Source organism: Actinocorallia sp. B10E7 (assembly GCF_039871655.1).
Taxonomy (GTDB): domain Bacteria; phylum Actinomycetota; class Actinomycetes; order Streptosporangiales; family Streptosporangiaceae; genus Actinocorallia.
Genome location: NZ_JBDPLZ010000014.1, coordinates 125,197 through 149,442, shown reverse-complemented (window position 1 = coordinate 149,442; position 24,246 = coordinate 125,197). Strand labels below are relative to the sequence as shown.

The following is a 24,246-nucleotide window of genomic DNA, read 5'->3' as shown; positions in this document are numbered from 1 at the left end:
GTAGTCACTGGAGAGCCGGATGATCGGGAAACCATCAAGTCCGGTTCGGCGGGAGGCCGAGCGGAAAAGGACCCGCGCTCCACGCGGGCACCTCGCCGCTCGGCCGACCCATCGGGCTGGCTGATGCAGCACCGCCGCCTGGCCCGCGACTACGAACGCGACCCGGCCACCTCAGAGGCCCTCATCCGCTGGGCCTCCATCCACGGCATGGCCCGCCGCATCGCCCGCGGCCGCCCCGCCACCCGCACCGGGCCCAGACCTGTGGAATACCTCCGGTAAACCCCGACGATCAGCTCTAAAACACGCACTAAGGGTGCGGCCTCGGTACTCGCACAGCGCAAGGCCTGTCCTGCTTGCCCACTGGACGATGGTGGAGGGGTGCTGGGCGCGTTCCTCGTCAAGTGCTTCCTGGATCTTGAGGGCGGTGACACCTGACAGCAGCGGCTCTGGGCTCGTCGGCTTCGCGGTGTCCAGAGCCGGAAGCCAGATGACGAATTTTCGTCTGCCGCGGGAGGTTCCTACGCGGCATGCCCACACCGGCGAGTCAGGCCCGCCGAGTGCCTCTGCGCGCTTCCGGCGCTGCTGCTGCCTCCTTTGCTCTCTTCGCTTCTCTCGTTGCTGTTCTCGCTTCTTGCGCCGTGCTATTCCATGTTCTCGCCCCTGTATCAGATCACTGGTCTGCTCGTCATAAAGTTGGCAGGCGGCCAGGAGTTCATCGTGTAGCCGTTCCCATTCGGCATCGTACTGCTCCCTAAGCTGCTCAATCTGTTCGTGCCACCGACTGATCCGCTTACGCCACCGGCCGATTTGCCGCCAGGTCCAGCGCGGGCGACTAGGACGTCGCTGGTAGGGATGATCGCGCAGGCGGTATGCCTGGAGTATGAGATCTCTAGCGGTTCGGCAGAATTCGTACGTGGCCGCGCACCAGCGGTCTGCATCAGAGATCGGAATTTCGATCTCGTCGGTGAGATGGGGGCTGTAGTCCAACGGTCGGTAATTGAGCTCGACTACGCCATACGGATTCTCGGGACGCCTTCGAAAGAAGGATTCTCTCTTCTCCGAGGGGCTCAAATCAGCATAGGGAAGGTGGCGATCCATGCTTCTGAGCGGTTCCAGCAACTCGAGGCGTGTGCATACCACGTTTCGCATCTTGGCCTGGCTCACGGCTTCACCTACCCGGAAGCGGAGGGTGTCTTCTCCCTTGTACGCCTCTGGCCAGCCGATTTCCAGAGTCGGCGCTACGGAACGGGAGCGAAGGCGAGAGGCACGTCAGGACACTCCTCAGCGAGCAGAGCCAGCGCCGTCTGCTCCTCCTCGTCCGCGCTCAACCCGCACCTCAACTTCGTCGCGGTCCACTCGCCGATGTACTGGCAGCGGGCAGCAACCGCCGGCGGCAGCCACTCCACCGGATCCTGATCCGCCTTGCTGCGGTTCGACCGGGCCGTCACCGCCACCAACGACCGCGGATCCCCCAGATCGTTCGCGTAGTCCTGCCGACGCTGCGCCGTCCACTCATAGGCCCCCGAGTTCCACGCCTCAGCCAAGGGCACCATGTAGTCGATGTCCGACCCGGACGGACCCTCCACGGTCACGTCGTCGTAGTAGGAGAACCAACGCCCTGCATGACGGGCCCGCCCTGCCAGACCTGCCCCACACCGTTCGCTGAACAGACTCCATATGCGCGAACGGGAGGGACGGGGGCAAGAGGGTCAGGTGGGGCCGGGTGCGGGTTCTATCGAACGGTCCTCGTTTTCGGACATTCCTCCCGCGACGTAGTGGATGCTGCGCAGGGTCAGGGCGGCGAAGGGGGCGATGCCGTTGCCGAAGACGGTGCCGATGTTCTGGCCGAAGCTCGCGCCGGTGCAGCGGACGTTGGCGGGGAAGAGTTCGGCGATGTAGGTGAAGGCGGGGGCTTGGACCAGGGCGCCCAGCATGGAGAAGGCGGCGAGGACGGCCGCGATCTGCAGGAGGCCGTCGACCTTCGGGAAGAAGCCGGCCGCCAGGGCCGCGGCGACGATGAAGCGGGTCTCGATGGAGTTGGGTGGCCACGCGCCGATGCTGGTCTTCCCGGACGCCGACCCCGTCCACGCGGCCAAGGGCGCCGCCCTGGTGAAGTTCCTCAACACCGGCCAGGCCTGCATCAGCCCCAACCGCATCTTCGTCCACCGGTCCGTCCTCGACGCCTTCACCGACGAACTCGTCGCCTGGGTCGACAAGCTGGTCGCGGGGCCCGGAGACCGGCCGGGCGTGAACATCGGCCCCCTGGGTCGACGACGCGGCGCTGGAGAAGGTGGCGGGGCAGGTCGACGACGCCGTCGCGAAGGGTGCCCGCCTCCTGGCCGGGGGAAGGCGTCTGACGGAGGACGGCCTGGAGTCGGGGCGGTTCTACGCGCCCACCGTCCTGGCCGACGTTGAGGAGTCCATGCGGGTCTACCGCGAGGAGACCTTCGGGCCGGTGGCCGCGATCGTCCCGTTCGACGACGAGGACGAGGCGGTGCGCCGGGCCAACGGCACCGAGTAAGGCCTGGCCTCGTACCTCTACACCAACGACCTGGGGCGTGCCGTCCGCGTCTCGGAGGCTCTGCGGTTCGGGATCAACGACATCGACCCCACCGGGGCCGCCGCGCCGTTCGGCGGAGTGGGGAACAGCGGCCTCGGCCGCGAAGGCGGGGCGCAGGGCATCGACGAGTACCTCGACGTGAAGCTCGTCGGGCTCGTCGTCCCCTGACACCCGCACCGGAATTTCAAGTGAGGAGTACGAGATGAAGCTGAAAGTGGGCCAGACCCTGAAGAACGCCGTTGACTCGACGGCCCTGGTCCTCGTCCGCTGCCCGGACGAGGACCTCGCCCTGACCTGCGGCGGCCATGAGATGGCTCCGCAGGACCAGCTCGGTGAGCGGGTCGCGCCCGCCGACGGCGCCGTCGGCGGGGGAGGAAGCCTGCTCCTGCTGGTCTTCTGCTGGCGCCCGCCCGCCAAGGCCGAAGCGAGCTGACACGGGAAGCCGTCCCGAATCCCCAAGAAGAGACACCACCGGAGTGACCGATGGTGCCTCTTCCTCGTCTTCACCGACGACAGGTCCTGGCGCTGGTTTCTGAATTTCCTCGCTGTACCGAAACGAACTCGCATCCCAGCCGGCATAGGACCGGGGATGTTGGACAGGCTCCAGCAGGCGGGCCTCCACTCCTGTTACCCATCATCCAGATTCTGTATGTTGTATGACGCTGGTGGTGCGTTACGCACCTCATGTTCTGGATGGAGCTCATCGATGTCCCCATGCCCGAGTCCTGGGACGGAGCGACCTCGATCGCGATCTGTGTGCCGAGTCGTTCGCCTGGCCGGAGGGGACGATGGTAGGTGAAGGACTCACCGACCTCGAAAGCCCCGCGGCCGTCCGGGCCGCCGAGGCGTTCGGCGGCGCGTCCTCTTCACCACCCCGATCCGGAGGCGGTATGACCACCCATCGTGTCCTCGACCAGAGCATCACCATGCCCGTCGTGGTCCGCGACGCCTCTGCCGCGACGATCATCTATGACGTCGCCCTGGCGGCAGCCCGGCGCCTGGCTCCCCGGGGGTTCGCCTACCGCGGCCGCCACCATGTTGCGGCCTTGCCGGTCTCCACGGTCTGGATCGAGAAGATGCACGGCTCGTTCCAGGAACCCCGACCCCTCGCAGGCGAACGCGTGGCACCGCGCGGAACGGAGAGCGGTCGATGAAGCTCGACGTGCAACTGGACGGCCGGCCGGACGAGGCGGCGCAGCGTGCGCGCGCGCTGATCGCCGCCGGGGTGGACGGCCTGTTCACCTTTGAGGGCCCGCATGATGTGTTCCTGCCGCTGATCGTCGCGGCCGGTTCGTCGGACGTCCCGCCGACCGATCTGATGACCAACGTCGCGATCGCGATCCCGCGCAGTCCGATGCACCTGGCCAACATGGCCTACGACCTGCAGTTGCTGAGCAAGGGCCGGTTCCGGCTCGGGCTGGGTTCGCAGATCAGGCCGCACATCGAGAACCGGTACGGCTCGACCTGGAGCAGGCCGGCCGCCCGGATGCGCGAGACGGTGCTCGCGGTGAAGGCGATCCTGAACTCCTGGCAGGACGGCACCCGGCTCGACTTCCGCGGCGAGTTCACCAAGCACACCCTGATGCCCGCGACGTTCGTCCCCGGACCGAACCCCTACGGTGTGCCGCCGGTCCTGCTCGGCGCGCTGGGCCCGGTGATGACCCGGACCGCGGCCGAGGTCGCCGACGGGCTGCTGGTGATGCCGTTCCACAGCCGTCGGCATTTCCGTGAGCGCACTCTTCCGGCCGTGGCCGAGGGCCTGAAGCTGGCGGGTCGCGAGCGGATCGACCTGTACCCGCAGGCGATCGTCGCGATGGGCGACACCCCCGAGGAGATCGAGGCCGCGACCTTCGGGGTGAAGGCCCTGCTGGCGTTCTACGGTTCGACTCCGGCGTACAGGCCGGTCCTGGACATCGAGGGATGGGGGGATCTGCAACCGGAGTTGAACGCGCTGTCGAAGACCGGCGACATCATGACGATGATCGGGCTGATCGACGACCGGGTGATGCGGACTCTGGCGGTCGTCGGAACACCGGCCGAGTGCGCGGCCGAGATCAAGAGCCGGTTCGGCGACGTCGCCGAGCGGGTCTGTGCCTATTTCCCCGGATCGACCCACCCGCCGGAGACGATCTCCGCTCTCGCGGCCGAACTCAGGACGACGACGGGATCAGGGTGACCCGCGCGCCGGGCGGCCGTGAGGCCGGATCCGGAAGCGTCAGGATGTCGCCTCGCGGTTCGCGGGCCTCACGCCGTTGAGGAGGATGCGGGCCGTCTTGTCGACCCAGTCCGGGGTGAGGCCGTCGGGTCCTCTGGTCAGGGTGGCGGCCAGGGCGGAGCCGATGACCATCTCCAGCATCACGAGTGTGTCGACCTCGGCGTCGAGTTCTCCGCTTTCGACGGCCGCGGCGAGGGTGGCGTCGAGTCCGCGCCACCCCGTGGCGGAGAACCGTTCGAGGAGACGTCGGTGGAGGACCGGATCGGTCGCGGCTTCGGCTATCAGGCCGGGTACGGCGATGCGGGCCAGGGGCGTGGTCAGGAGCTCCGCGATCCGTCGCACCAGTTCACGCAGGTCTTCGGCGAATGAGCCCGTCTGGGGCACGCCGACGGTGACGCTGTCGCGGAAGGTCGCCTCGTGGACGAGGTGGGCTTTGCCGGGCCAGCGCCGGTAGACCGCGGGCCGGGACGTGCCGGCGCGGTCGGCGATGGCGGCCATGGTCACCTCGGCGTAGCCGACCTCTGTCAGCAGCTCGGCGGCGGCGGTCAGGACGGCCTCGTCGATGTGGGCGTTACGCGGTCTTCCAAGGGGCTTGTTCATTTTCGAGCAAAGTGTAACGTAACTGCCGTGAAGCAGCCCCAGAGCGAGCTCGTCGAGTTGTCGGACGTCATCGATGCGAGGTACGGCGGCAAGGCTCTCGGTCTCGCGAAGCTCGCCGCCGCCGGTTTCCCGGTGCCGGCCGCGTTCGTCATCGCGAACGCCGACGCCGTCGACCTTCCCGCTGGACTCGAAGCCCGCTACACCCGGATGACCGTCTCGGGAGGGGCGGTCGCGGTGCGTTCCTCGGCTTCGGGCGAGGACGGCGCCGTGAGTTCCTTCGCCGGCCAGTACGAGTCGGTCCTGGGAGTGGCCGGATACGACGACCTCCTCGCCGCGATCCGGCATTGTGCGGCCTCCATGTCCTCGGACCGTGCGACCGCCTACCGGTCGGACACCGGGATCTTCGGCGCGATGCATCTCGTGGTTCAGGAGATGGTCGACGCGCGCGCCGCCGGCGTCGTGTTCACCGCGGATCCGGCGAGCGGCCGACGCGACCTTTGCGTGGTCGACGCGGTTCCCGGCCTCGGAGAATCGTTGGTCGACGGCTCCGCGAGCTCGGACCACTACGAGGTCGACCACACCGGACAGATCACGAACCGCCAGATCACGGAGAGTCCGGCGCTCACCGACGACGAGGTCATGGCCGTCGCGGCCGGAGCCCGGAGTGCGCAGGCGCTGTGGGGAGCGCCCCTGGACCTCGAATGGGCGATCGACCGGACCGGCGGGATCCGCTGGCTTCAGGCACGGCCGATCACCACCCTGCCCGGGGACCTGAACGAGATGGACAGCACGGTGGCCGGCGAGGACCACGTCTACACCCGGTGCAACATCGGCGAGATGATGCCCGGCGCCTTCTGCCCGCTCACGGCGTCCGTCAGCGGCCAGGCGATCGAGTACGCGATGCAGATGGTCCAGGTCGCCGGCGGGTTCCAGGACTCCTACCATGAGGACCGCTGGCTGCAGCTCGGCTACTTCTCCGGCCACCTGTTCCTCAACATGACCGAAGGCACGGCCCTGAGCTCGGGGATCCTGGGCAACTCGCTCGAGCAGTACTCGCTGTCGATCGCGGGCAGAGTCGTCCCCGAGCTGGTGCCCAAGCCGCCGAAGCCGTTCGTCCGCCGCCTGGTCAACACCGTCCGGCTGACCACGTTCGCGCTCTCGGCGGGACGGGCGATCCGGCGCCTGGACCGCGATCTGGCCCGCTTCGACGCGCCGTCCGCGGCGGAGCCGACGGCCCTGCTCGCCGAGCTCGACGCGGCGATCGCGCTCTACAACGAGGCCACGCTCACCCACGTTCGGTCTTCTGCACGCTCCGCCGTCGCCGCGAACATGCTCGAACAGACGGTCACGCGCGAAGCGGTCCGCGCGGGCCGCAGCGAAGACGAAGGCCGTTCCCGGGCCGCCGCGCTGATGGCCGGTGCCACCAACGTCGAGAGCGCCATCATGCTGGAGCACCTGGACGACGTCATAGGCCGTCTGGCCGCGGACACGACAGAAGCCGAGGCGTTCCTCCACCCGGACCCCGCCGAGGCCGTGACCCGGCTGATCGCAGGCGACGGTCCGACCAACCGCACTTTCAACGAGTTCCTGCGCCGCCATGGTCACCGGGGCTACCGAGAGCTGTGTGTGCGCGACCCGTCCTGGGCGGACGATCCCGAAGGCCTCGGCACGATCATGCAGGCCATGCTCCGTGCTCGCCTTCTCGCCGGAGACACCGCCCGGCCGGCCCACGCGGCGCCACAGGAAGGTGTTTCCCGGGCGGTGCGGGTGATGGCCCGCCTGGCGCAGGCCGGGGCACGCGGACGTGAGGCGACCAAGTCCCGGATGGTCCTGGTCGCCCACCGGCTCAGCCACGGCTATCGCCTGCTGGGTGAGCGGCTGGCCGCGACAGGGCGGCTGCCCGACGCCGACCTGGTGTTCTTCTTCGACCGGTCAGAGCTGCCGGAACTCGTGGGCGCCGACGACGTCGGGAACCTGATCGACCAAGCCCGAGCGCGCCGAGCGGCGCTCGCGTTCCAGGCCCGGCTCGAGTTCCCGGACGTCTCCGTCGGCAAGCCCGTCCCGACCCGGCCGCAGCCTCCGCAGGAGACCGAGGACGGAGTGATCATCGGTCGTCCCGCGTGCGGCGGCGTCGTCGAGGGAACCGTCCGCGTCGCGACCACGATCGCGCAAGCCCGGGAGCTGCGACCCGGAGAGGTCCTGGTCGCGCCCGTGACGGACGTCGGCTGGACGCCGTACTTCACCCTGATCGCCGCGCTCGTCACCGACATCGGCAGCTCGGTCTCCCATGGCGCCGTCGTCGCCCGCGAGTACGGACTGCCCTGCGTGGTCAACACCCAAGGCGCCACTCGCCTGCTCCACACCGGCGACCGGGTCCGGGTCGACGGCGACCGCGGCACCGTGACACTGCTGGACCACTCTCCTGCCGCGCCCTCTCCCACCACCGCGTAAAGCGACCTGGAGGTCTCACCGTGCCCGAGGTACCTGGCGTCTTCCCGCTCGACGAGTTCCCGATCCACCAGATCCCCGCCCCCATCGAATGGGTCGGCAGCAGCGACCGGAACTTCTACGACCGGTCCTACTGGAACGCCCACGACCGCACCGGCGACATCATGATGATCACCGGAATCGGCTACTACCCGAACCTCGGCACCAAGGACGCGTTCCTCCTCGTCCGACGCGGCGACCAGCAGACGGCACTGCACTTCGGCGACAGGCTCGACGGCGACCGGCTCAACCAGCACTGCGGCAACTACCGGATCGAGGTCATCGAGCCGCTCAGAACCTCCCGGCTGATCGTCGAGGAGACCGAGGGCATCTCGCTCGACATCACCTGGCGCGGCCTCTTCCCCGCGATCCCCGAGCAGCGCCACATCATGCGCACCGGCGGGCACCGAGCGACGCTCGACGCCCAGCGCTTCGCCCAGGTCGGATCCTGGGAAGGCAGCCTGAGCATCGACGGCCAGGAGTACGACATCACCCCGGACATCTGGCGCGGCACCCGCGACCGCTCCTGGGGCATCCGGCCGGTCGGCGAGAGCGAGCCCGCAGGCGCACCGGGGCAACCGCCGTTCGACGGAATGTGGTGGCTCTACGTCCCCATCGCCTTCGACGACTTCGCGATGATCGTCATCATCCAGGAAGAGCCCGATGGACACCGCGTCCTCAACGACTGCCACCGCGTCTGGCCGGACGGACGAACCGAGCAGCTCGGCTGGCCGCTCGTCACCACGAACTACCGACCCGGCACCCGCACACCGCTGACGGGCGCCCTCAGCTTTCGCACCCCCGACGGAACCGACGTCCTCGTCGAACTCGAATCGCTCCTGCCCCTCGCCATCCACGTCGGCGGCGGATACGGCGGCGACTCCGACTGGGCGCACGGCCAGTGGCGAGGCGAAGGATGGAGCGAACGCGTCACCTACGACATGACCGACCCGCAGATCATCGCACGCGTCCCCTTCGGCCTGACCGACAGCGTCGGCCGAGCGGTCTGGCACGAAAGAGACAAACCGCCACTCGAAGGATGGGGCCTGTACGAACACGGCGTCATCGGCGTCCACCGACCCTCCGGATTCCACGACTGGCTCACCAACGCCCCGTGAACCGACCGCACCCTGAGGCCTGTTTCAAAGTCGCTGAAACAGTCCGGCCCTCTCTGAACCGGATGAGAGGCCGACGCATCGGCCGGGCATCACATCGGTCTTCGGCGAACCGTCTCGAGAACGGCTCGTCCTCCGCGCAGAGGCCATTGGTTTCCGTGAGTGGGACCCCTGGCTCCTATCGCGAGTGCCGCCCGTCCTCACTCGGCGCGTTCGCGGAGGTCGGCGAGGGTGATGGGCCTCCGTCAGGAGGCGGCTCGGGTCAGCATAAAGGGTGTGCCGCCGGCGTGCCGGGCGGGCGGGAGGTCGACGAACGTCATGCCGAGGAACGTGTCGTGGCTCCAGACGCGGAACTCGTCGCGCACCCAGCGCCATGGCAGCCGGGAGTCCGCCGGATAGGTCACGATGAGGGCCGGTTGCCCGTCGGCGAGGGACGCTCCGAGCGTCGCCGTCATCGGCAGCGTCTCCTCGAGATCTGTTCCGTTCCGGGCGGTCAGCAGATTGACCCCCTGAAGCACGTCCGCTCCCGGCTGCGGCGGTGCGAACCTCTTGCCGTACCAGCGCGGCAGGCCCGCCAGGGCCAGCCCGCGAGGGGCGATGGCGCGCAGGGGGCCGCCGACGAAGGAGGCCTCGAAGTCCCCCTCGAAGTCGGTGAGCACGGGGGCCGCGAGTGTGCTCCAGGCCGCGCGGAGAGCCCGGAGGGAAGTGCTCTGCGGTGTGGTCGTCATGTCGTTCTCCTGGGTTCGCTCGCGGCTTGGGCGACGATGGGGTCGCGCCGGACGGCGCCTCGGGGAATCGGGCCGCGAACCGTTCGGCCATGGCGGTGATGGTGAGCGACGGGTTGACGCCGAGGTTCGCCGGGATGGTGCTGGCGTCGGCGATGTACAGGCCCGGGTGGCCGAACACCTCGTGGTCGACGTTGACGACGCCGTCGGACTCGTCGGTCCCCATGACGGCGCCGCCCAGGATGTGCGCGGTGATCGACAGGCCGCCGACCGTCTCGCCCAGCAGGTTGCCCGGTCGGCCGCCGGAGGCGTCGGCGAACGCGCGTGTCACCTCGTTCGCGACCGGAAGGTAGGTGGGAGCCTCCCGTCCCGGTATGGCCCGGGAGCGCAGCACCCGCCGCCACGGCCGGAACGGCGAGCGGCGGAATTCGAAGGCGAGCTCGTTGTCGAGGTGCTGCATGACGGTCAGCGACGTCAGCCGCTGCTCGAAGCCGCGGGCGAACATCGAACGCAGCTGCCCGAACGGGCTCCGGGCCAGCTCCCACAACGTGCGCAGCGCGCGTCGGCCCGGGCGTGCGCCGTCCACGATCGGGCCGATCTGCAGCCGCATGTGCCAGCCGCCGATGTACCGGTTCTGCGTCACATGGGTGTCGGCGTCGGGGTGGAAGTCGGTCGTGATCGTCGGTCCTCGCGACAGGTCCTGACCGGGCGGCTGGAGGACGGTGGTGATCGCCTCGCTGTTCGTACGGACCCGGGTCCCCAGCCGCTGCGAGACCCGGGGCAGGGTGCCGAGCTCGTCACGGCAGCGGAACAGCAGCTCCAGCGTGCCGAGGACGCCGGCGGCGAGGACCACCCGGCGGGCCCTGATCGGCTCACGCTTGATCCGGCGTTTCCACGGGTGCGCGACGCTGACCTCGTATCCACCGTCCTCGAGGGGTCGTATGCCCGTGACGTCGTGTTCGGCGCGGATCTCCGCGCCGTACCGTTCGGCCAGGTGCAGGTAGTTGCGGGTCAACTGGTTCTTCGACCCGTACGGACAGCCCAGCAGGCATTCGCCGCACAGCCTGCAACCGGTGCGGTCGGGACCCTCTCCGCCGAAGAAGGGGTCGGGTTCGGTCACCCCCTCGCGACCGAAGTGGATCGCGATCGGCACCGGGCCGAAGGTGTCCTCGGCGCCGAGGGTTCGGGCCGCCTCGCGCAGGTACTCGTCCATCGGGCCGAGATGCGCGTTCGTGACCCGGCCGAGCATGCGGGCGGCCCGCTGGTAGTGGGGGGCCAGTTCCGCCCGCCAGTCCTCGGCCAGGTGCTCCCATGACGCGGAGCGGTAGAACGCCTCGCCGGGTTCGAGCAGGACGCCCGCCCAGACGATCGACCCGCCGCCGACGCCGCTCGCGCCGATGATCCCCACATCGCGGAAGATGCGCTGCCAGAAGAACCCGCGCAGGCCGGCCCCGGGCTGCCACAGGTAGGCGCGCGGGTCCTTGCGGGCCCGCAGCAGATCCGCGTCGCTGAGCCGGCGGCCGCGCTCAAGGACGATGACCTTGTGCCCGGCCTCGGTGAGACGCAGGGCCGTGGTGGCACCACCGAACCCACTGCCGACAATGACGACATCTGCGTCGAATTTTCCCAGCTCATTCACGGCGTGACAGTACTACTGCGACATCCGTCCCGTCATCCATGAGACCGGCTTCTTCTCCGGTCTTCAGCCAGGGGAGGAAGCCGGGCTCCCCCGGAATCCCGGCGGTGCGGGCGCGGCCCGGTCAGTGGGCCTGCAGGACCAGGCGTCCTGTGACGGCCAGCCCGGTGGCGGCCAGTTCCTCCAGCTCGGCGGGCAGGCCCCGGATGGTGACGCTCACCCCGGTCTCGGCCAGCCGCCGCAGTCCGGCCTGCGGCCTGCTGCCGGTGAGCGTGGCGGTGTCCAGGTCGATCACGACGGCGGTGTCGTCCGGCAGGACCTCCAGCGCGAGCCGGAGCTGGTCGATGGTGAACAGGTCGATCGTGCCTTCGATCCGAAGGGTGCCCGCTTCGGAGAACAGCCGGTACTGGGGTGTGGGGGTGTCGGCCGACGACAGCGGGTGCAGGGTGGCCAGGTGCCGCAGCCGGTCCATCGAGACGAGGCCGCGGTCGAAGGCGCACAGGCCCGTGACCCGGTTCTCCGACATGAACCGGTCGGCCATGAGCTCCCACCGCAGCCACGCGGCCAGCCGCCGCTCGTCGGTGACGAGCGGGGTGTTGTCGGCCGCGACCCTGATCCCGCTGCAGCCCTGCGCCTGCGCCTCGGCCAGCGCGGCGGTGAACGTGGCGCGCTGCGCGACCTCGTCCACGATCCCCGAGGCCCCGTAGACCTCCGCGATGCTCGCCACCTGCACCAGGCCCGGGTCGAGCCAGCGGTCCAGCCGGTCCGCGGCCCGCGGATCAGGTTCGGCCAGGACGTACATCAACCGCTCACCCCGCGCCGCGCCCTCGGCCAGGAACGGCCCGGCCAGCGCGTCCAGCCCGTCCTGCCCGGAGAACGACCAGCCGATGTGATCACGCGGCTTCATCCGCAGGCACTCGACACGCGTTCCACGACCACGCATGGCCACAACTCCCAAGTCCCGGCAATCCACATCTGTGGGAGCCAGGATCACATCCTGACGTCCAAATGTCCTATACCGGACCATCCGTCCGGGGGTAGAGCTGCAGGTCCCCGGAAGCGAGGCGACCCGGGCGTACTCCCTGGCCAACACCGGCAACTGGGAGGGCCGGATGGAGTTCTTCATCCGGCTGCGTCCCGGCGGGCTGTTCTCCTCCTACCTGCGGGAACACGCCCGGCCCGGTGAGTGGATCACCGTGCACGGACCGCAGGGCGCCTTCGGCCTCCAGGAGACCGGGCTGCGCCCACGCTGGTTCGTCGCGGGCGGAACCGGCTTGTCGCCGGTCCTGTCGATGCTCCGGCACATGGCCGAGTGGCAGGAGCCGCAGCCAGCCCGGCTGTTCTTCGGGGTGAACGAGCCGGAGGATGTCTTCGGCGTGGCCGAGATCGAGGCCGTGGCCGCCGAACTGCCGGGCTTCGCCTACGACCTGTGCGTCTGGTGTCCCCTGGACGGAGGCGTGCCGGCCACCCCGGCGGATCGGGTGTCCGAGCGCCTGTCCTTCGCGGAGGCCGTCCCCGATCTCTATCTGTGCGGCCCGCCACCCATGGCCGACGCCGTCGTGCGGGCGGCCACCGCCGCCGGTGTTCCGCCCGAGCGCGTCTTCCGCGAACGGTTCCTGCCCAGCTGACCACGACGACCCGAGAGCGTCATCGTGCTGGAGAAGGACGTCCGGGCGTGGCTGTACGTCTGGAACGAGCAGCTACGCCCGACGGAAGGGAACGATCAGCGGACGTCGACCAGGATCGGGACTTCCAGGCGGGCGCGGAGCTCCTCGACGGAAGTGCCGAACGTCTCGAGCACGCGGACGCCATCAGGGGTGATGTCGAAGACGGCGTGGTCGGTGTAGACGCGGCTGACGCAGCCGACCCCCGTGAGGGGGTAGGTGCAGGAGGGCACGAGCTTGGGGGAGCCGTTCTTGGCGAAGAGCGTCATCATCACGTAGACCTGCTTGGCGCCGATCGCGAGGTCCATGGCGCCGCCGACGGCGGGGATCGCGCCGGGTTTGCCGGTGTCCCAGTTGGCGAGGTCGCCGCTCGCGGAGACCTGGAAGGCGCCCATGACGCAGACGTCGAGGTGGCCGCCGCGCATCATGGCGAAGGAGTCCGCGTGGTGGAAGTACGCGGCTCCGGGCAGTTCGGTGACGGGGACCTTGCCGGCGTTGGTGAGGTCGGGGTCGATCTCGTCGCCGACGGCGGCGGGGCCCATGCCCAGCATGCCGTTCTCGGTGTGGAGGACGACGCCGAGCTCGGCCGGAAGGTGGTCGGCGACCTTGGTGGGCTGGCCGATGCCGAGGTTGACGAAGCTGCCCGGCTCGATGTCGCGGGCGACCCGGGCCGCGAGCTGGTCGGGGTTGAGCGGCATCAGCGGGCTCCCTGCACGGTGTAGTGGCGCGGCTCGACCTGGACCACGCGGTCGACGTAGATGCTCGGGGTGACGACGGCCTCCGGGTCGAGTCGCCCCGTGTCCACGATCGACGAGACCTGGACGACGGTCGTCGTGGCGGCCGCGGCCATCACGGGGCCGAAGTTCCGGGCGGTCTTGCGGTACACGAGGTTGCCCATCGTGTCGGCGGTGTGCGCGGAGATCAGGGCGACGTCACCCTTGATCGGGTATTCGAGGAGGTAGTCGCGTCCGTCGATCGTGCGGGTCTCCTTGCCCTCGGCGAGCGGGGTGCCGACGGCGGTCGGGCAGTAGAACGCCCCGATGCCCGCCCCGGCCGCCCGCATCCGCTCGGCGAGGTTGCCCTGCGGGACGACCTCGAGCTCGATCTCGCCGCGGCGGTAGAGGTCGTCGAAGACGTAGGAGTCGACCTGCCGGGGGAAGGAGCACAGGATCTTCCGCACCCGGCCGGCCTTCAGCAGGGCGGCCAGGCCCACGTCGCCGTTGCCGGCGTTGTTGGACACGATGGTGAGGTCGCCCGCGCCGTGCCGGATCAGGGCGTCGATCAGGTCGAACGGCATGCCGGCGAAGCCGAAGCCGCCCACCAGGACGGTGTCGCCGTCCTTGACGACGCTCACCGCCTCGTCCGGCGTCGCGAAGATCTGCGTCTTGCTCACGCTGCTCCTCCGGTGACGTTCTCGAGGACCACGGCGAGCGCCTGGCCCACGCCGATGCAGATCGCGGCGACGCCGTACCGCCCGTTCCTCTCGATGAGGACCTTGGCGAGGGTGCCGAGGAGCCGGGCGCCCGAGGCGCCGAGCGGGTGGCCGATCGCGATCGCGCCGCCCTTGACGTTGACGATCTCGGGATCGATCTTCCAGGCGTCGACGCACGCGAGCGACTGGACGGCGAAGGCCTCGTTGAGTTCGACGGCGCCCACCTGGTCCCAGCCGATTCCGGCCCGTGCCAGCGCCCTGTCGGCGGCCTCGACCGGGGCGAACCCGAAGTCCTGCGGCGCCAGCGCGAACGCGCCGCGCCCCGCGATACGGGCGATCGGGTCGATTCCGATCCGCGTGGCGGCGGCTTCCGAGCCGAGCAGTATGGCGGAGGAGCCGTCGTTGAGCGGCGACGCGTTGCCGGCGGTGATCGTGCCGTCGGGCCGGAAGCTCGGCTTGAGGCCGGCGAGCTTCTCGGGCGTGGAACCGGCGCGGATGCTCTCGTCGCGGGTCAGTTCGACGCCGTCGACCGGGACCACGAGATCGTCGTAGAAGCCCGAGTCCCAGGCCGAAGCCGCGAGCCGGTGAGACCGCGCGGCGAACTCGTCCTGCCGCTCCCTCGGGATGGAGAACCGCTCCTGCAGTTGCTCGTTGGCCTCTCCCAGGGACACCGTCCACTCCGACGGCATCCGCGAGTTGACCAGGCGCCAGCCGAGCGTCGTGGAGACGGCGGTGACGTTCCCGGCGGGGAACGCACGGTCCGGCTTCGGCAGCACCCACGGCGCCCGGGTCATCGACTCCACGCCGCCGGCGAGCACGATCTCGGCGTCACCGGTGTCGATCGTGCGGGATCCGATGATCGCGGCGTCGAGCGACGAGCCGCACAGCCGGTTGACCGTGGTCGCGGGCACCGACACCGGCAGCCCGGCGAGCAGCCCGGCCATCCGGCCGACGTTGCGGTTGTCCTCGCCGGCCTGGTTCGCGCAGCCCCACACGATCTCGCCGATCGCGGCCGGGTCCAGCGAAGGGGCCTTCGCGAGCACACCGGTGATCGCGGTCGCCGCGAGGTCGTCGGGGCGGACGCCGGCGAGTGCTCCGTTGAACCGGCCGAAGGGGGTGCGGGCCGCCGCGTAGACGAATGCCATGATCGATTACCTTTCCTTCACCGTGAACGGCAGCACGAGCCGGGACGGGTGGGCGGCGTCACGGTAGATCTTGTGGGTGACGGGGCGGCCCACCGGCAGGTGGAACGCGTCCGGCGGCAGCAGCGCGTTGTGCTCGTCGGCCAGCGGCTCGGCGTTGGACAGCTCCACGACCAGCTTGTGGCCGGGCAGGAACGTCGCGGCGAACGGGTAGATCCGCAGCACGTACTCCTCGATCTTCCCGGGCTCGACCGGCACCGCGCGGGTGTGCGGGTGGACCGGGCTTCCCTCGGTGCTGCGCTCGGTGTCGAGTTCGCGGTGCGAGGCCTTGAGGTAGGCGGTGGTGATGAGCTGGCGCTTGCCGTTCGGCGCCTCGTCCCAGAACCGCATGATGAAGTTGCTGTCGGGCTGGTCGATCTCGGCGAAGAGGTGCGCCGCGCCGGTGCCGATCATCTCGGTCGGCTCGGTGAACGGAGCGGTGCTCCAGCTGATGATCTCCACTTTGTCGGTCACCGTCAGCGGGGCCTGGTAGAAGCCGTCGGGGGCGGCGTACTCGACGCCCATCAGCTCGGGTTCGCAGGACAGCTTGCGGCGCGGGCGCAGGTAGAGCGACCTGTACTCGATCTCCCTGGGCGGCCAGGTCTCACCGGTGACGTACTCGCGCGAGCCCTCGACGTGCACGTCGACGGCCGGTTCGTCCATGACGCCGTTGTCGACACCCTTGATCCAGTGGTCGTACCACCGGAACATCTTGTCGTGCTCCTCGATGAAGGGGCGCGACTGCATCGGCGGGTAGGGGCCGATGGAGAGCTTCTTGGGGCCCTTCAGCGCGTGGAAGAGCTCGATGGTGCCGTCCATCGTCCAGCCGCGGCCCTGGTCGATCTGGAGCCAGACCGGGATGTCGATGTTCGGGGCGAGGGTGATCGGGTTGCGTTCCTCGTACCACTCGCCGTCGACCTCGTTCATCACGATGTCGAACCAGGCCTCGTGGTTCTTCGGGTAGTTCAGCACGTGGACGAGGTTCGGCCAGGCGGCCACGTCCGGGTCCTGCAGCCGCTCGGCGACGCGCTCCTTGATCTCCTCGGGGGAGTAGGTCTCGAGCATGCGGGACTTGACGCCGTCGGTGAAGGCCCAGCCGGAGTCGCCGCCGCGGCCCTCGCGGGCGGCGCGCGGCATGAACCACATGACGCCGCCGTGGTAGGTGGTCTCGTAGAAGTCGTAGTGGCCGCCGCTGACGAAGATCGCCTTGAGGCTCGGGGGCCGCTCGGCCGCGGCGAGGACCTGCATCGAGCCGAAGTAGGAGATGCCGATCATGCCGACGTTGCCGTCGCACCACGGCTGCGCCGCGACCCACTCGATGAAGTCGTAGGCGTCCTGGCCGAGGGAGACGCCGCCGGCGTTGTAGTTGCCGATGTGCTCGCCCTCGGAGGCGCCGGAGCCGCGCAGGTCGCCGATGACGTGAACGTATCCTTCTTCAACGACGCGCGCGATGTCGCCGGCCTCGATGCAGCCGTCCCACATCGGGCTGGGGCGCCGCTGCGGCGGCGTCGTGAGCGCGAGGGCCTGCAGCTCCTTGCCGTACGGGCTGAGCGCCACGAGCGCCGGACGCGGCTTGTCGTCCGTGCCCTGGTAGGCGTCGGCGGCCAGCGTGACGCCGTCGCGCATCGGCACGCGGAGGTCCTTGCGGACGGCGATCTCGTCCAGGCCCGCCTGGATGATCTGGAAGTCAGCCATGGATGCGAAGCCTCTCTGTCACGAGTTCTTGTTGAAGTGCGTGCGGTAGCCGTGCATCGACGTGAAGAACGGCGACGGCTCCAGGGTCGGGTCGGCGGTGTAGCCGACCTCCCCGGCCACGGGGGCGAAAGGCGAGTACGGCGAGTCCGTCTCCGTAAGGCCCGCGCACAGGCAGCCGTGGGCGGCCTTTCCGACCCTGCCCTCGATCTCGAGGCTCTCCCGCAGTGCCTCTTCAGCCTGCTTCGCGTCGAGTTCGACGCCGTAGGGCGTGCCGTCGGCGCGGCGGTAGGGGTGGCCGAGGTAGAGGTGCCGCGGACGGAGCTCGTCGCGCACGTACTCCAGGCTCGCGCGGTAGGCGGCCGGATCCTCGAAGCCGGGGAAGCCGTTGGCGGCCCCGTGCACCTGGACGGCGTCGCCGACGAAGACGGAGCGCTGACCGTCGATGGCATAGGCGACCGACCCCGGCGTGTGTCCGGGGATCGCATGGACGGAGACGGCGGCACCGCCGCCGAGCGGGATCGTCTCACCTCCCTTGACGAGCATGGTCGGCTCCATCTCGCCGGAGATGACCGCGTTCGCCGCGGCCGTCACCTTCGCCGCGCCTTCGGGGTCGTTCAGGTAACGTCCCCGTCCGGCGAGGTACTCCTCCACGTGGGCGCGGCGCGAGCGCAACAGCGGCGCGTCGGCCTCGTGGATCACGACCTGCGCGCGTCGGCCGGTGAGCTCCCACAGGGCGTGGGCCCCGCCGACGTGGTCGATGTGGCCGTGGGTCAGCAGGATCCAGCGCACGTCCTCGATCCTGCGGCCGAGGGCCTCGAGCGCCGGGGCCATGCCCTCGGCGGGGGAGGTGGCGATGCCGGTGTCGACGATCGCCGGCTCCGGCGCGTCGATGAAGAAGCTGTAGAGACCGAACCGACCCCACGGTGACACGATGGGATGGACTTTTACTGCGAACAAGGCTCTCCTTCCGAGCTCTCCGTGGGGCGGTGCGGGTCAGCGTGCGAGGAAGTCGCGGGTCTCCTCGTAAGCCCGGTGGTATTCCGGGATCCACGAGAAGTGCTGCACGAATCCGTGCCCCGCGCCGTCGTACCGGCTGACGGTCGCGTCCACGCCGGAGTTCTTCAGCCTCCGGCCGTAGAGCTCGCCCTCGTCCCGCAGCGGGTCGAGCTCGCCGGTGATGATCAGCGCGGGCGGCAGCCCGGTGAGGTCTGTTCGCTTGATCGGGGAGACGCGCGGGTCCGCCGGGTCGGCTCCGCTGTCGAGGTAGAAGGCGTTGAACGGCTTCAGGCCGGCCGTCTCCAGCCCGTAGCCGACGGCGTTCTCCCGCAGCGACGCGTAGCGGTCGACGTCGAAGTCCAGGTCGAGCGACGGATAGAACATCACCTGGTGGGTGATCCGGTCGAAGCCGTCGTCGTGCGCCATGCCCGCGACCGCGGCGACGAACGTGCCGCCGGAGCTGTCACCGGCGACGGCCAGCGTCGTGCCGTCCCAGCCCAGGGCGTCGCCGTTCTCGGCGACCCAGCGGACCGTGGCGTAGCAGTCCTCGAGACCGGCCGGGAAGGCGTGCTCGGGCGCCAGCCGGTAGCCGACGGAGACGACCTTGAGCCCGGTCTCCTTGGCCAGGGATCGTGCGATGTGGTCGTGCGTCTCGAGGCTGCCGAGGAAGAACGCGCCGCCGTGGAAGTAGACGAGCACGCCGTACGCGTCGGCCTCGACCGGCGTGTAGACCCGCAGCGGGACCTCGCCCACGGAGGTCCGCGCGGTGAGGTCCTCGACGGAGTGGAGCGGCAGGCGGTCGGCCGCAGGCGGAACCTGGGCCTCCTCTCCGGCGCGCATCGCCACCGGGTTCAGCGGGCCGGGAGGCGGCGCGGGCAGGTCGGCGAGGACCCGCGCGATCTCAGGGTGCAGCGGCATCGGCGTCAGGCCCCCTGCGGGTTCTGGGACTCGGGCTTCTGGCCCGGGAAGACGTCGTTGATCTCGTCCTCGGTCCAGCCCTGGCGGGAGATCCGCTGCAGCTCGTCGGTCACCGGCTTGCGGACGGCCTGGTAGAGGGCGAGGGCCTCCTTGACGGAGTCGGCCTCCTTGAGGGCGTCGGCGAGGGCGCCGGCGTCCAGGATCGCGGAGTTCGCGCCCTGGCCCTGGTGGTGCAGCATCGAGTGGGCGGCGTCGCCGACGAGGGCCGCGGAGTCGGAGTGCCACTTCTCGACCGGGTTGATGTCGTAGACCGCGCGGCAGTTGACGGTGTCCATGTCGAGGTCGCGGGTGATGTCCACGATCCGCTCGTCGAAGCCCTCGACGGTCTTCAGCAGGTCGTCCTTGGTGAGGCACGGCGACCAGGTGTCGTCCGGGCACAGGGCGGTGATGTCGAACGAGACCTGGCCGCGGTGGCGCAGCGGCAGGAAGTAGACCTTCGTGCCACGGCCGATGTACATGCGCAGGTTGTCGTCGACGGCCATGCCGTAGGCGTCGTCGACGTCGATGACGGCTCGGTAGGCGTGCTCGCCGGAGAAGACGGGCTCGTTGTCCGAGAACAGCGCCTTGCGGACCACCGACTTGATGCCGTCGGCGCCGACGACCAGGTCGGCCTCGACGGTGGTGCCGTTGGCGAAGGTCAGAACGGACCTGTCGCCCTTGTCCTCGATCTTCTCGAGCTTGTGGCCGAGATGGACCATGCCCTCGGGCAGCACCGAAAGCAGCGCCTCGATGAAGTCGCCGCGGTGGATCAGGTGGGTGGTCTCGCCGAAGGCGTCGATCTCCGGCCACGGCTCCTTCAGGATCGGGTCGCCCGTGGCGGTGAGGATCTCGAAGTAGTCACTCGGCGAGCTCACGTTCGCGATCGCGTCGAAGATGCCCCACTGGCGGAACCGGTCCATGCTGGACGGCCGCAGGCCGATGCCGGCGCCGACCTCGCGGATCTGGCTCGCCTGCTCGTAGACGTTCACGGTGGCGCCGAGGAGGCTCAGCGCCTTGGCCGCGGCCGCGCCGCCGTACCCCGCGCCGACGACGGCGATGTTCAGGTTCTTCAGGTCTGAAGGCTGCATGGTTCTGGTCCTTGTCAGTTCTGGATCGCCAGGAAGTCGGCGGGGTTGTCGACGAAGATGGTCCTGATCGCGGCCTCGTCGAGACCGGCGGCGCGCAGGTCGGGGATGAGGTCCGTGAAGATGTAGTTGACGGTGTGGCCCTTCACGCCCGGCCAGCCCAGCGGGCTGCAGTTGGCGTCGGCCGAGGCGAGCACCTGCTTGATGCGGCCTTCGCCGCCGATGAACCGGAGGAAGTGGTCCAGGCGCTGGCGGCGCGGACGGGCCCAGAACGGCGGGTCCGGGAGCTCGGTCTCGTAGCCGAAGGTGTCGAAGCCGATCCGGCCGCCCTGCTCGGCGATCCAGGTGTCGCGGGTCTTGTCGGCGTTGACGCCGTCGTCGACGTGCCCGAAGAGCACGCGGTCGAGGGGGAGCCCCTCCTCGTCGAAGATCGCGATCGCGTTCTCGGCGTCGATGGCCAGGTGGGTCAGGATGCCGACCCCGGTGGCCTTGGAGGCGCGGGCGGCCGCGCGGTAGATGCGCTTGTCCAGGTCGGTCATCCGGCCGCCCCGGCTGACGCCGACCTTGATGATCCCCGCCTTGCCGCCGGTGCTGCCGATGCCGACGGTGATCTCGTGGACGAAGTGCTCCGCGAGGTACTCCACGCTCGCCCGCTCGAAGAACGGCAGGGCGGTGTCGCCGCCGACGAAGCCGGTGGAGGCCACGATGTGCACGCCGGTCTTCTCCGACAGCGACTGGTAGTAGTTGATGTCGCGGCCGTTGCAGATGCCGGTCGCGTCGACGAACGTGCCGCCGCCGTACTCATGGAACCGGCGCAGCTTCGGGATGGTCTCCGCGTACCGCTGCTCGGGGGTCTTCCACCACTTCGTGTCCAGCTCGGAGCCCGGCATGCCGTACCCGATGTGCTCGTGGACGGCCACGAGACCCAGTTCCTCGGTCGGGATCGGCCCCAGGACGGTGTTCACTCTCGACACAACGCTCACCTTTAGGGAAAGAACTTGACGGTCTTGGGCTGCCGCGCGCTCAGCGCACCGACAGCAGGTCGCGCGGGTTGTCCACGAGGATCCGCTGGACGTCCTCGTCGCCGAGGCCCTTGAGGAGGGGGACGAAAGCGGTCAGGACGTGGCTGTAGCGCACGTCTCCGGCGGGGTGGCCCTTGGCCACGCCGGTGGCGTTGCTCGAGAGCAGGATCCGGTCGCCGTGGCCGACCTCGATCAGTTCGGAGACCAGGGCGGCGCGCTCGGCGTCGGTGACGTGGGCGTCGTCCTCGGTGCCCACGTGGTCGAGGGCGACGTAGGCGCCGCGAGCCGCGATCTCGAGCGGCGCTCCGGCCGTGACGGCGTCCTTGCGGTCGAGTCCGCCGACGACGACGCGGTCGGCCGGCAGCTTCTCGTCCAGGACGATCTCGAGGTCGCGTACGGCGTCATTCCCATAGCGGATGGACACCGGGACACCGGTGGCCAGGGCGGCGCGGGCCGCACCGCGGAACAGGCTCTCGTCGGTCGCGGTCATGCCCGCGAGGGTCGCGGCGGTGGCCACGAGGCCCGCGGCGCCTCGCCGCTCGACACGGGGGACCACCATGCCCTCGGTGACCTCCTTGGCGAAGAGGTCGGCGAACTTCTCGGCCGGCCACGGCGTCGGCGGGTTGGTCTGCGGCGTCAGGAAGTAGCCGCCGAGCATCTCCTCGGGGCCCTGGCCCGTCGACGCGACGATGTGCACGCCGGTCGTGCGCGAGAGGGCCTCGTACAGCCGCACGTCGCGCCCGTGGAACATGCCGGTGCTGTCGACGATCGTCCCGCCGCCGTGCCTGCGGAAGTCCTCCAGCTTCTCGGCCAGGGTCTCGAAGATCTCGGCACGGTCGATGGTGATGTCGAACGCGTGCTCCGCTCCCGGGACCACCGACAGCAGGGCCTCGTGAACCGCGACGACCCCCAGCTCCTGTGCGGGAACGGGGCCGAGGACGGTGTTGACGACGCTGCCGGGGGTGTTCTCGGCGGTCTGGGCACCCAGCACTGGAACTCCTTTCGGTCTCGGCGAGTGACTGCGGTCACGCCTCGATGTGAATGGTGTCACTTGGATTTACATCATGTCAAGCAAGTTGCCTCTAGGTAAATTAAATTATCCGAGCGTGTGGACAGGTCGAGGCCCCCGCCTCCGGGAAGCGGGGGCCTCGACTCGGTCAGGCGGCTCTCAGATCACCCGGCGGGGAGGAGGTCCCCGCCGGTCAGGGGCTCCTCGACGTCGGCGCGCTCGGAGTCGAAGAGTCCGAACAGCGTCAGAGCCGCGGCGGCGGCGGCACAGAGGCCGGCGACCAGGAACGCGAGGCTGTAGGCGTTGCCGAGCGACTCGAACGCGAGCATGCGGAGGCCCTCCGGCATCGGCATCGGCGGCATGCCCGGACCGGCGCCGAGCACGACCGGCATCGAGTTGATCGCCATGGCACCGCCCCCATGGGCGATGCCCCCGGCGATCTCGGTGTACGGCGGCTGGAGCCCGGACTCGCCGATCGCCCTGCCGACACCGGCGCTCAGGTCACCGTTCGCCCGGCTGACCGCGAACGCGGCGATGAGCACCGGGCCGAGGGCGAAGCCGAAGTCGCGGAGCAGGTTGGTGGTGGCGCTGGCCATGCCGGCGAGCCGCAGCGGAACGGTGTTGATCGCGACGGCCGTGATCGAGCCGACGGTGAGCGCGAAACCGATACCGAGGGCCAGCATCGGAGCGATGAACCGCGTCCAGCTCATGTCGTGGACGTCGAACGTCGAGCACCAGACGCCGCTGGCGGCGATGAGGGCGAAGCCGGTGGTGAGCACCCGGCGAGGCGAGAAGTCGCGGATCAGGTGGGAGACGAGCGGCACCAGCACGAAGGCCGGACCCTGGATGAACAGGAACAGCACGCCGATCTTCAGAGCGTTCTGGTGCTGGATCGCGCCGAGCCAGATGCTCATCGAGAAGCAGATCGCGAGGAACGCGAACATGCCGACCACCGTGGCGATCGCGACGATCGAGTAGGAGCGGTTGGCGAAGAGGCCGAGCTCCAGCAGCGGGACGTCGGTCCGCAGCTCGATGACGACGAAGGCGCCGAGGAGCAGGAGGCCCGCGGCGAAGGCGCCGATGATCTCGGGGCGGGCGAAGCCGGCTTCGGAGCCCTGCGTGGCGGCGAAGAGGATGGCGATCAGGCCGAGGGCCAGCGTGACCTGGCCGGGGACGTCCAGCTTGCGTCCCTCCGGCGCCGAGGAGTCGGCGGCGAACTGAGTGACGATGATCGAGACGACCGCCGCCGCGACCACCACGAGGTAGGACGTTCGCCAGTTGCCCTCCGCGGCCAGCCACCCGGCCATCAGCGGGGAGATGGCCGCACCGATCGAGAGGAAGCCCGCCCAGACGGCGATGGCCTTGGAACGGGCCTCCGGCGACGGGCTGACCGCGGCCAGCATGGCGAGCGAGATCGGGTAGAGGATCGCGGCTCCCAGGCCCGCGACGACCTGCCCGGCCCACAGGACCTGGACCGTCTCGGCGACATGGCTGACGAGCGAGCCGGCGACGGTCAGCAGAGCACCCGCCTGCAGCAGCCGCTTGCGGCCGAACAGGTCGCCGATCACGCCGGTGGTCAGCTCGAAGACGACCATGGGGATGGCGAAGGCGGCCGTGATCCAGGTCAGTTCGGCACCGGTGGTCTGGAACTCCTGCTGGAGGGTGCCGTTGAGCGCGCCGGGCAGCGAGTACGCCACCTGCGCGAGGAGCACGGCGAAGCAGCCGGCGACCACCGTGGCGGTGTAGCCCTGCTTGCGCGCAGCGGTCTGGGACATTGCGGGTTTCTTCCTTGTCGACGGGCCGGGCGATCGGTTCCGACCGCTCGGGATCGGCCGCCCGATGTGAGCGCGATCACCTGGGTGTGCAA

General features: G+C 69.6%; 21 protein-coding genes and 2 pseudogenes. 8 read left to right on the top strand and 15 right to left on the bottom strand.

Going from position 1 to position 24,246, the window contains the following annotated elements:
- Positions 1–279 (top strand): annotated as a pseudogene (locus ABGB12_RS32400) (hypothetical protein); the annotation flags it as partial.
- Between the two features lie 959 nt (positions 280–1,238).
- Here the strand turns inward: ABGB12_RS32400 and ABGB12_RS32395 are convergent.
- Entirely contained in the window at positions 1,239–1,592 is a 354-nt protein-coding gene (locus tag ABGB12_RS32395; protein ID WP_347683892.1) for an HNH endonuclease family protein, read from the bottom strand.
- Between the two features lie 117 nt (positions 1,593–1,709).
- On the bottom strand, positions 1,710–2,156 hold the full coding sequence (locus ABGB12_RS32390) for a hypothetical protein (protein WP_347683891.1): 447 nt from the start codon (positions 2,154–2,156) through the stop codon (positions 1,710–1,712).
- Between the two features lie 116 nt (positions 2,157–2,272).
- Between ABGB12_RS32390 and ABGB12_RS32385 the strand changes: the two are divergent.
- The 4 genes and pseudogenes from ABGB12_RS32385 to ABGB12_RS32370 all read left to right on the top strand — a co-directional run.
- A pseudogene (locus tag ABGB12_RS32385) lies at positions 2,273–2,728 on the top strand (aldehyde dehydrogenase family protein); the annotation flags it as partial.
- A 34-nt stretch (positions 2,729–2,762) separates the two neighbouring features.
- Positions 2,763–2,993 (top strand): hypothetical protein, encoded by a 231-nt coding sequence (locus ABGB12_RS32380; RefSeq protein WP_347683890.1) that lies wholly within the window; start codon positions 2,763–2,765, stop codon positions 2,991–2,993.
- Positions 2,994–3,450: 457 nt separating this feature from the next.
- A complete protein-coding gene (locus ABGB12_RS32375; protein ID WP_347683889.1) occupies positions 3,451–3,714 on the top strand; it encodes a hypothetical protein in 264 nt (87 codons plus the stop codon).
- Entirely contained in the window at positions 3,711–4,736 is a 1,026-nt protein-coding gene (locus ABGB12_RS32370; protein WP_347683887.1) for a TIGR03617 family F420-dependent LLM class oxidoreductase, read from the top strand. The genes ABGB12_RS32375 and ABGB12_RS32370 overlap by 4 nt, the downstream gene beginning before the upstream one ends.
- A 39-nt stretch (positions 4,737–4,775) precedes the next feature.
- Here ABGB12_RS32370 and ABGB12_RS32365 read toward each other — a convergent pair whose 3' ends face one another.
- The gene (locus ABGB12_RS32365) at positions 4,776–5,375 is read right to left on the bottom strand and encodes a TetR/AcrR family transcriptional regulator (protein ID WP_347683885.1); all 600 of its coding nucleotides are present in this window, start codon (positions 5,373–5,375) and stop codon (positions 4,776–4,778) included.
- A 27-nt stretch (positions 5,376–5,402) separates the two neighbouring features.
- Here ABGB12_RS32365 and ABGB12_RS32360 point away from each other — a divergent pair, with 27 nt between their 5' ends.
- Positions 5,403–7,826, top strand: coding sequence for a PEP/pyruvate-binding domain-containing protein (locus ABGB12_RS32360; protein ID WP_347683883.1), 2,424 nt, complete (start codon positions 5,403–5,405; stop codon positions 7,824–7,826).
- A gap of 20 nt (positions 7,827–7,846) precedes the next feature.
- The gene (locus ABGB12_RS32355; RefSeq protein ID WP_347683881.1) at positions 7,847–8,980 is read left to right on the top strand and encodes a hypothetical protein; all 1,134 of its coding nucleotides are present in this window, start codon (positions 7,847–7,849) and stop codon (positions 8,978–8,980) included.
- Positions 8,981–9,004: 24 nt separating this feature from the next.
- Here ABGB12_RS32355 and ABGB12_RS32350 read toward each other — a convergent pair whose 3' ends face one another.
- Positions 9,005–11,341: a GMC family oxidoreductase gene (locus ABGB12_RS32350; RefSeq protein WP_347683879.1), complete on the bottom strand. Its 2,337-nt coding sequence runs from the start codon at positions 11,339–11,341 to the stop codon at positions 9,005–9,007.
- A 121-nt stretch (positions 11,342–11,462) separates the two neighbouring features.
- A complete protein-coding gene (locus tag ABGB12_RS32345) occupies positions 11,463–12,245 on the bottom strand; it encodes an MEDS domain-containing protein (RefSeq protein WP_347683877.1) in 783 nt (260 codons plus the stop codon).
- A 118-nt stretch (positions 12,246–12,363) separates the two neighbouring features.
- On the opposite strand from ABGB12_RS32345, the gene ABGB12_RS32340 reads away from it, so the two are divergent.
- Positions 12,364–12,966 carry an FAD-binding oxidoreductase gene (locus ABGB12_RS32340; protein WP_347683899.1) on the top strand — a complete coding sequence of 201 codons (603 nt, stop codon included), beginning with the start codon at positions 12,364–12,366 and terminating at the stop codon, positions 12,964–12,966.
- A 95-nt stretch (positions 12,967–13,061) separates the two neighbouring features.
- On the opposite strand, the gene ABGB12_RS32335 is transcribed toward ABGB12_RS32340, so the two are convergent.
- The 10 genes from ABGB12_RS32335 to ABGB12_RS32290 form a co-directional block, all read right to left on the bottom strand.
- A complete protein-coding gene (locus tag ABGB12_RS32335; RefSeq protein WP_347683875.1) occupies positions 13,062–13,700 on the bottom strand; it encodes a 3-oxoacid CoA-transferase subunit B in 639 nt (212 codons plus the stop codon).
- Positions 13,700–14,395 (bottom strand): 3-oxoacid CoA-transferase subunit A, encoded by a 696-nt coding sequence (locus ABGB12_RS32330; RefSeq protein WP_347683873.1) that lies wholly within the window; start codon positions 14,393–14,395, stop codon positions 13,700–13,702. The genes ABGB12_RS32335 and ABGB12_RS32330 overlap by 1 nt, the downstream gene beginning before the upstream one ends.
- Entirely contained in the window at positions 14,392–15,579 is a 1,188-nt protein-coding gene (locus tag ABGB12_RS32325) for a thiolase family protein (protein WP_347683871.1), read from the bottom strand. Before ABGB12_RS32325 ends, ABGB12_RS32330 begins: the two co-directional genes overlap by 4 nt.
- Positions 15,580–15,585: 6 nt before the next feature.
- The gene (locus ABGB12_RS32320; RefSeq protein WP_347683869.1) at positions 15,586–17,310 is read right to left on the bottom strand and encodes a CocE/NonD family hydrolase; all 1,725 of its coding nucleotides are present in this window, start codon (positions 17,308–17,310) and stop codon (positions 15,586–15,588) included.
- A gap of 18 nt (positions 17,311–17,328) precedes the next feature.
- Entirely contained in the window at positions 17,329–18,240 is a 912-nt protein-coding gene (locus ABGB12_RS32315) for an MBL fold metallo-hydrolase (RefSeq protein ID WP_347683867.1), read from the bottom strand.
- Positions 18,241–18,303: 63 nt separating this feature from the next.
- Positions 18,304–19,224: an alpha/beta hydrolase gene (locus ABGB12_RS32310; protein ID WP_347683866.1), complete on the bottom strand. Its 921-nt coding sequence runs from the start codon at positions 19,222–19,224 to the stop codon at positions 18,304–18,306.
- Positions 19,225–19,229: 5 nt separating this feature from the next.
- Positions 19,230–20,351 (bottom strand): NAD(P)/FAD-dependent oxidoreductase, encoded by a 1,122-nt coding sequence (locus ABGB12_RS32305; protein ID WP_347683864.1) that lies wholly within the window; start codon positions 20,349–20,351, stop codon positions 19,230–19,232.
- A 14-nt stretch (positions 20,352–20,365) separates the two neighbouring features.
- Complete coding sequence (locus tag ABGB12_RS32300; RefSeq protein ID WP_347683862.1) at positions 20,366–21,322, bottom strand: phosphotriesterase; 957 nt, start codon at positions 21,320–21,322, stop codon at positions 20,366–20,368.
- Between the two features lie 49 nt (positions 21,323–21,371).
- Positions 21,372–22,361, bottom strand: coding sequence for a phosphotriesterase (locus ABGB12_RS32295; protein WP_347683860.1), 990 nt, complete (start codon positions 22,359–22,361; stop codon positions 21,372–21,374).
- A gap of 182 nt (positions 22,362–22,543) precedes the next feature.
- The gene (locus tag ABGB12_RS32290; RefSeq protein WP_347683858.1) at positions 22,544–24,154 is read right to left on the bottom strand and encodes an MFS transporter; all 1,611 of its coding nucleotides are present in this window, start codon (positions 24,152–24,154) and stop codon (positions 22,544–22,546) included.
- Positions 24,155–24,246: the final 92 nt, after the last annotated feature.

What these genes read in the sequence shown, in the direction of transcription:
- ABGB12_RS32365 (WP_347683885.1), bottom strand. Translation starts at nt 5,375, where the DNA reads ATGAACAAGCCCCTTGGAAGACCGCGTAACGCCCACATCGACGAGGCC.
- ABGB12_RS32375 (WP_347683889.1), top strand. Translation starts at nt 3,451, where the DNA reads ATGACCACCCATCGTGTCCTCGACCAGAGCATCACCATGCCCGTCGTG.
- ABGB12_RS32380 (WP_347683890.1), top strand. Translation starts at nt 2,763, where the DNA reads ATGAAGCTGAAAGTGGGCCAGACCCTGAAGAACGCCGTTGACTCGACG.
- ABGB12_RS32310 (WP_347683866.1), bottom strand. Translation starts at nt 19,224, where the DNA reads ATGCCGCTGCACCCTGAGATCGCGCGGGTCCTCGCCGACCTGCCCGCG.
- ABGB12_RS32390 (WP_347683891.1), bottom strand. Translation starts at nt 2,156, where the DNA reads ATGCGGTTGGGGCTGATGCAGGCCTGGCCGGTGTTGAGGAACTTCACC.
- ABGB12_RS32335 (WP_347683875.1), bottom strand. Translation starts at nt 13,700, where the DNA reads ATGCCGCTCAACCCCGACCAGCTCGCGGCCCGGGTCGCCCGCGACATC.
- ABGB12_RS32305 (WP_347683864.1), bottom strand. Translation starts at nt 20,351, where the DNA reads ATGCAGCCTTCAGACCTGAAGAACCTGAACATCGCCGTCGTCGGCGCG.
- ABGB12_RS32325 (WP_347683871.1), bottom strand. Translation starts at nt 15,579, where the DNA reads ATGGCATTCGTCTACGCGGCGGCCCGCACCCCCTTCGGCCGGTTCAAC.
- ABGB12_RS32370 (WP_347683887.1), top strand. Translation starts at nt 3,711, where the DNA reads ATGAAGCTCGACGTGCAACTGGACGGCCGGCCGGACGAGGCGGCGCAG.
- ABGB12_RS32320 (WP_347683869.1), bottom strand. Translation starts at nt 17,310, where the DNA reads ATGGCTGACTTCCAGATCATCCAGGCGGGCCTGGACGAGATCGCCGTC.
- ABGB12_RS32290 (WP_347683858.1), bottom strand. Translation starts at nt 24,154, where the DNA reads ATGTCCCAGACCGCTGCGCGCAAGCAGGGCTACACCGCCACGGTGGTC.
- ABGB12_RS32345 (WP_347683877.1), bottom strand. Translation starts at nt 12,245, where the DNA reads ATGAAGCCGCGTGATCACATCGGCTGGTCGTTCTCCGGGCAGGACGGG.